Genomic DNA, 6,561 nt, shown 5'->3' with positions numbered 1-6,561 from the left:
GAGCGGAACAACACCCAGGAGGAATAGTCCCGAGTGCGTTCACAGCGTCCTCGCTGTGTGTATTTCAAAGGAACCTCATCACCAGACCATGACGGTCACAGTGACGGGGTATCAACATATCTGGCGTTGACTTTTGGCACGCTGTTGAGTTCTCAAGGAACGGACGCTTCCTTCGTACTCACCCCCACCATTGGGTGCAGGCTTTCCTCCGGGCGCTTCCCTTCGGTGTTTCCGACTCTATCAGACCGTTTCCCGATCCGATTTCCTCGGTGCTTTCCAGGAGAGCGATTCGCTCGCTTTCCTTTCCGGCGGTTCCGACTCTACCAGACCCTTTTCAGTGCCTGACCCCCAGTCAGCGGGGTTCGTCTTCACGGCTGTTGGGCCGTTCCGACGAGTGAGACTTTAGCGGACTTCCCTGCCGTCCCGCGAATCGGGCTGCTGTCCTCACGGACGGAAATCCTCATTACGTAAAAACGCATGCAAAGGAGTCGATGACCGAATCATCGCTACGTGATGTGTTGGTACGGAATGACTGCTCGGGGACCGACCGGAGTCGGAGCTCACGTCGAACAGCTCGGAGAACACTACGGACCGGGCCGAGGAGTGTCAAATCCGGGGTGCGGGGCTCTGACAGAACGTAGGGTGCCGGCCATGACGACGCGTGCGTACGGACGACAGTGGTGGCCCGCCTGACGGCGGCCAGCTGACGCACGCACCCCACGGCCGCCCTTCCGGCGGCCGTTCTCGTTTCCCCCCGGGGCACGACCGGAACGCGGCCGGCCGGCGCGGCGGCCCCGAGCAGGGACGGACGAGATGACACGGGTATTCAGCGGGATCAAGCCGACCGGGCACCTCACCCTGGGCAACTACCTGGGGGCCGTGCGGCGCTGGGCCGCCGTCGACCAGTACGCGCGGGACGCCCTCTTCTGCGTGGTGGACCTGCACGCGCTGACCGTCGAGCACGACCCGGCGCGGGTGCGGCGACTCACCCGGCAGGCCGCGTCGCTGCTGCTGGCGGCCGGGCTGGAGCCCGAGCGCTGCACCCTCTTCGTGCAGAGCCACGTCGACGAGCACGCCCGGTTGTCGTACCTGCTGGAGTGCGTGGCGACCGACGGGGAGGCGCGGCGGATGATCCAGTACAAGGAGAAGGCCGCCCGGGAACGGGAGGGCGGCCGGAGCGTGCGGCTGTCCCTGCTGACGTATCCGGTGCTGATGGCCGCGGACATCCTGGCGTACGGCGCGGACGAGGTTCCGGTGGGCGAGGACCAGCAGCAGCACGTGGAATCACCCGGGCCCTCGCGACGCGGTTCAACCAACGGTACGGGCACGTGCTCACGGTGCCGGTGGCCACCCGGCCCGGGGTGGCGGCGCGGGTCATGGACCTCCAGGACCCGCGGTCGAAGATGGGGAAGTCCGGCGGGGCCGGGGCGGGCGTGGTGCACCTGCTGGACGAGCCGGAGGTGGTGCGGCGGAAGGTGATGCGGGCGGTCACCGACAGCGGTGCGGAGGTCGTCCACGACCCGGAGGGGCGGCCCGGGGTGTCGAACCTGTTGGAGATCCTGGCGGCGTGCGGGACGGCGGAGCCGGCGGATCCGGTGGCGCTGGCCGGGGCGTACGGGTCGTACGGGGCGTTGAAGCGGGACACCGCGGACGCCGTGGTGGAGGCGTTGCGGCCGGTGCGGGAGCGGCACCGGGAGTGGGCGGCCGACCCGGGTGGGGTGGACGAGGTGCTGCGGCGGGGTGCGGAGCGGGCCCGGGCGGTGGCGCGGCCTACGGTCGATGCCGCGTACCGGGCGGTGGGTCTGCTGCCGGCGGTCTGAAGGAGGCCCGGTAGGCGCGGGGGCTGGTGGCGAGGCGGGTGTGGAAGTGCTGGCGCATGGTGACCTCGCTGCCGAACCCCGCGCGCCGGGCGACCTCCGGCATCGGCAGGTCGGTGCGTTCGAGGAGCTTCTGGGCCGCGGCGACGCGGTGGGCGAGGAGCCAGCGCAGCGGGGTGGTGCCGGTGGCGGCGGTGAAGTGGCGGGCGAAGCTGCGGGGGGACATGCCGGCGCGGTGGGCGAGGTCGTGGACGGTGAGGGGCTGGTGCAGGTGGCGCAGGGCGTGTTCGCGGACCTCGGCGAGGGCGTCGGCGTCGCGGTCGGCGGAGGGCGTGGGGTGTGCGATGAACTGGGCCTGGGTGCCGGTGCGGAAGGGCGCGGTGACCATGGAGCGGGCGATGGTGGCGGCGGTTTCGGCGCCGTGCCGCAGCCGGACCAGGTGGAGGCAGAGGTCGATGCCGGCGGCGGTGCCGGCGGAGGTCCAGATGCCGTCGTCCTCGGTGAAGAGGGCGTCCGGGGTGAGGGTGACGGCGGGGTGCCGGGTGCGGAAGCGGTCGGCGAGGCGCCAGTGGGTGACCGCACGGCGGCCGTCGAGGAGCCCGGCCTGGGCGAGGGTGAAGGCGCCGCCGCAGAGGGCGGCGAGGGTGGTGCCGCGGGCGTGCGCCTCGCACAGTGCGGTGCGGACCGGGGCGGGTGCGGGGGCGAGGTCGTCCAGGCCGGGGACGACCACCAGGTCGGCGGTGGCGAGCCAGTCGAGGGTGCGGTCGGGGGTGAGGGTGAGGCCGCCGCGGAGGGGGACGGGGGTGGGGTCGGGCGCGACGCGGCGCAGTTCGAAGGCGGGGACGCCGAGATCGGTGCGGTCGGTGCCCCAGACCTCGGTGGCGACGCTGACGTCGAAGGCACGGATGCCGGGGAAGGCGAGGAGGGCGATGCGGTGGGGCGGCGGGGCCTCGTCCATCCTGGCAGTAAACCATCGATCGGTGTCTTCCTGCCGGCTGGGACGCGGGGGCCGGGCGGGCGAGCATCGGATCATGGAGATCACGGGAAATGCGGCGTTGTTGGTGGTGGACGTGCAGAAGGGGTTCCTGGAGACGGAACGTTGGGGTGCGCGGAACGAGCCGGACGCGGATGCGCGGATCGCGGCGTTGATCGACGGGTGGCGGGCGAGCGGGCGGCCGGTGGTGTTCGTGCGGCACGATTCCGCGGAGCCCGGTTCGCCGCTGCGGCCGGGGTACCCGGGCAACGACTTCCAGGACTACGTCGAGGAGCGGCGGGGGCAGGGGGGTGGCGGGTTGCTGGTGACGAAGACGGTGAACTCGGCGTTCTACGGGACGCCCGACCTGGACGGGTGGCTGCGGGCGGCCGGGATCGGGCAGCTGGCGGTGGTCGGGGTGCAGACGAACATGTGCGTGGAGACGACGGCCCGGATGGGCGGGAACCTGGGGTACGACGTGCTGTTCGTGCTGGACGCCACGTACACCTTCGACCTGGTGGGGCCGTTCGGGTGGCGGCTGGGGGCGGACGCCTTGGCGCGGGCGACGGCGGTGTCCCTGCACGGCGGCGGGTTCGCCCGGGTGGTGCGCACGGAGGAGGTGCTCGGGGCGCTGGGCGCCGGCGGTGGGGGCTGACGGTCGCGTGCGGGCCACGGCATCGGGCGATGCCGTGGCCGTTGCTCGCTGTCAGTGGGTGCCGGAGGCGAGTTCGCGGCTGCGGTCGCGGGCGGCCTCCAGGGCGGCGATCAGGGCGGCGCGCACCCCGTGGTTCTCCAGTTCGCGGATGGCGCTGATGGTGGTGCCGGCAGGCGAGGTGACGTTCTCGCGGAGTTTGACGGGGTGTTCGCCGCTGTCGCGGAGCATCACGGCGGCGCCGATGGCGGCCTGGACGATCAGGTCGTGCGCCTTGTCGCGGGGCAGCCCGAGGAGGATGCCGGCGTCGGTCATGGCCTCGACCAGGTAGTAGAAGTAGGCCGGGCCGGAGCCGGAGAGTGCGGTGGCCGCGTCCTGTTGGGTCTCGGGGACCCGGAGGGTCTTGCCGACCGCGCCGAAGATCTCCTCGGCGTGCCGCAGGTGGGTGGCGGTGGCGTGGGTGCCGGCGGAGATGACCGACATGGCCTCGTCGACCAGGGCGGGGGTGTTGGTCATGACCCGCACCACGGGGGTGCCCTCGGGGAGCTGTTCCTCGAAGTAGGTGGTGGGCACGCCGGCGGCGCCGCTGATGACCAGGCGGCCGGCGGGCAGGTGGGGGGCGAGTTCGTCGAGGAGGGCGCCCATGTCCTGGGGCTTGACCGTGAGGATCAGGGTGTCGGCGTGCTTGGCCGCCTCCTGGTTGCTGACCGCGGTGACGCCGTAGCGGGTGCGGAGTTCCTCGGCGCGTTCCGGGCGGCGGGCGGTGACCAGCAGGTCGGCCGGGGGCCAGCCGGACCGGATGACGCCGCTCAGCAGGGCCTCGCCGATCTTTCCGGTGCCGAGGACTGCGACTTTCTGGGGCATGACGGGGCCTTCCGACAGGTCGTTCGTTGCCGGTCATCCTCGCAGAGGGCCGGGGAGCCGGAGGCGGGCGTCCACGGGGCGTGCGCCGGGGGCGTTCAGGGGGTGCGGCGGCGGAGGGTGGCGGCGCCGACGGCGAGGACGAGCAGGGCGCAGCCGGCCACGACGCCGATGTCGCGGACGAAGTCGGCGGTGACGTCGGGGTGGTGGAGGACCTGGTCCATGCCGTCCACGGCGTACGACATGGGGAGCACGTCGGAGACGGCCTCCAGGGCGGGGTGCATGTTCGAGCGGGCGGTGAAGAGTCCGCACAGCAGGAGTTGGGGGAAGATCACGGCGGGCATGAACTGGACGGCCTGGAACTCGGAGGCGGCGAAGGCCGAGACGAACAGGCCGAGCGCGGTGCCGAGGAGGGCGTCCAGCAGGGCGACGAGCAGCAGCAGCCAGGCGGAGCCGACCACGTCCAGGCCGAGCACCCACAGGGCGAGGGCGGTGGCGAGGGCGGACTGGACGACGGCGACGGTGCCGAAGGCGAGGGCGTAGCCGGCGATGAGGTCGGCCTTGGCGAGGGGCATGGCCAGCAGTCGTTCGAGGGTGCCGGAGGTGCGTTCGCGCAGGGTGGCGATGGAGGTGACCAGGAACATGGTGATCAACGGGAAGATGCCGAGCAGGGACGCGCCGATGGAGTCGAAGGTGCGCGGGCTGCCGTAGAAGACGTAGCGCAGCAGCAGGAGCATCAGGCAGGGGACCAGCAGCATCAGGGCGACGGAGCGCGGGTCGTGGCGGAGTTGGCGGAGCACCCGGGCGGCGGTGACGGTGGTGCGGCGGAGGTTCACGGGGCGCTCCTGCGCGGGGTGGGGGCGACCAGGGCGAGGAAGGCGTCCTCGACGGAGGGGGTGTTGGTGCGGGTGCGCAGGGCCTCGGGGGTGTCGTCGGCGAGGAGGTGGCCGTCGCGCAGGAGGAGCAGTCGGTGGCAGCGTTCGGCCTCGTCCATGACGTGCGAGGAGACGAGCAGGGTGGTGCGGCGGGTGTCGGCGAGGTGGTGGAAGAGGTCCCACAGGTCGCGGCGGAGCACGGGGTCGAGGCCGACGGTGGGTTCGTCGAGGACGAGGAGGTCCGGGGTGCCGAGGAGGGCGACCGCGAGGGAGACGCGGCTGCGTTGGCCGCCGGACAGGGCGCGGACGAGGTCGTCGGCGCGGGAGGTGAGGGCGACGTCGGCGAGGGCCCGGTCGACCCGTTCGCGGCGGTGGGCGGTGGTGGCGCGGCCGGGGTCGAGGACGGTGGCGAAGTGGTCGAGGTTCTGCCGGACGGTCAGGTCGTCGTAGACGGAGGGCGCCTGGGTGACGTAGCCGATGCGGGAGCGCAGGACGGGGGCGCCGGCGGGGTGGCCGAGGACGTCGAGGGTGCCGGTGACCCGGGCCTGGGTGCCGACGACCGCGCGCATGAGGGTGGACTTGCCGCAGCCGGAGGGGCCGAGGAGTCCGGTGATGCGGCCGCGGGGGACGGTGAAGGCGAGGTCGTGCAGGACGGTGCGGGAGCCCCGGACGACCCGGAGGTCGTGCGCCCTGATGGCGTCGGTGGCGTCGGCGGGTGCCTCGCGACTCTTATTCACCATACGATGAATAATCCTCCTGGTGCCGCCGGCGGTCAAGGGGCGCACGGGTACGTCGGCGGGCCCGGTCAACCCCGGCGTCGGGCCGGATCGCCGGTCCGGCGCGCGGTACGGCGCGCGTGCTGTTCGCACGCCCGCTCGTGCTCCGCGCGCAGTCGGCCCTCACCGGGTGCCTCGACGAGGGAGCGCAGGAAGTAGGCGCCCAGGGCGCCGAGGAAGCCGATCGCCAGCGTGCCGGGCGCCGGCTTCCGCCCCGGCTCGCGCACCGGTCCGCCGCAGGATTCGGGGCGGCGGGCGAAGCCCTGCCAGACGTACCGGAACGCGAACGCCGTGCAGAGCGCGAGCGCCGCTCCCACCAGGAGGTTCACCGGGGCGCCCACCCGGGCCGCGGCCAGCCCCTGGTAGCCGAGGCGCAGCAGCAGGCAACCGGTGGTCAGCGCGGCGAGCGAACCGACCGCCACCCCGATCCGGCGGGCGGCGTAGCGCCGGTCGTGCCGTACCCAGCGGGTGCCGAAGAAACGGAGGGGGGCGGGGCGGGGGCCCGGGGGCCCCGGGGTCCTTGCGGGGCGCTCGCTCACCGGCCGATTATCGCTCCGCGATCCACGGGCGCCGGGTGCGCGCCGTGGGGCGGGGGCGCGTGTCGCGC

General features: G+C 72.8%; 6 protein-coding genes and 1 pseudogene. 2 read left to right on the top strand and 5 right to left on the bottom strand.

Features of this window, described 5'->3' with window-relative positions; all coding sequences use genetic code 11:
* Positions 1-813 precede the first annotated feature (813 nt).
* Positions 814-1,820: pseudogene (gene trpS, locus ABT092_RS01245) on the top strand (tryptophan--tRNA ligase).
* On the opposite strand, the gene ABT092_RS01240 reads toward trpS, so the two are convergent.
* Complete coding sequence (locus ABT092_RS01240; protein ID WP_351238394.1) at positions 1,771-2,775, bottom strand: GlxA family transcriptional regulator; 1,005 nt, start codon at positions 2,773-2,775, stop codon at positions 1,771-1,773. The pseudogene trpS and the gene ABT092_RS01240 overlap by 50 nt on opposite strands.
* Positions 2,776-2,848: 73 nt before the next feature.
* Between ABT092_RS01240 and ABT092_RS01235 the strand changes: the two genes are divergently transcribed.
* Positions 2,849-3,445, top strand: coding sequence for a cysteine hydrolase family protein (locus ABT092_RS01235; protein ID WP_351238392.1), 597 nt, complete (start codon positions 2,849-2,851; stop codon positions 3,443-3,445).
* A 51-nt stretch (positions 3,446-3,496) separates the two neighbouring features.
* Here ABT092_RS01235 and proC read toward each other — a convergent pair whose 3' ends face one another.
* The 4 genes from proC to ABT092_RS01215 all read right to left on the bottom strand — a co-directional run bounded on the left by proC (position 3,497) and on the right by ABT092_RS01215 (position 6,493).
* Positions 3,497-4,306, bottom strand: a complete 810-nt coding sequence (proC, locus tag ABT092_RS01230; RefSeq protein WP_351238390.1) for a pyrroline-5-carboxylate reductase — start codon at positions 4,304-4,306, stop codon at positions 3,497-3,499.
* A 95-nt stretch (positions 4,307-4,401) separates the two neighbouring features.
* Positions 4,402-5,139, bottom strand: coding sequence for an ABC transporter permease (locus tag ABT092_RS01225; RefSeq protein ID WP_351238388.1), 738 nt, complete (start codon positions 5,137-5,139; stop codon positions 4,402-4,404).
* Positions 5,136-5,918: an ABC transporter ATP-binding protein gene (locus tag ABT092_RS01220; RefSeq protein ID WP_351238386.1), complete on the bottom strand. Its 783-nt coding sequence runs from the start codon at positions 5,916-5,918 to the stop codon at positions 5,136-5,138. The genes ABT092_RS01225 and ABT092_RS01220 overlap by 4 nt, the downstream gene beginning before the upstream one ends.
* Before the next feature lie 65 nt (positions 5,919-5,983).
* On the bottom strand, positions 5,984-6,493 hold the full coding sequence (locus ABT092_RS01215) for a hypothetical protein (RefSeq protein ID WP_351238384.1): 510 nt from the start codon (positions 6,491-6,493) through the stop codon (positions 5,984-5,986).
* Positions 6,494-6,561 lie beyond the last annotated feature (68 nt).

The sequence above is a fragment of the Streptomyces sp. NPDC002490 genome (assembly GCF_040296045.1).
In the GTDB taxonomy this organism is placed as follows: Bacteria; Actinomycetota; Actinomycetes; order Streptomycetales; family Streptomycetaceae; genus Streptomyces.
Note: the sequence above shows the minus strand (reverse complement) of the source record. Positions and strands in the feature narration are given on the sequence as shown.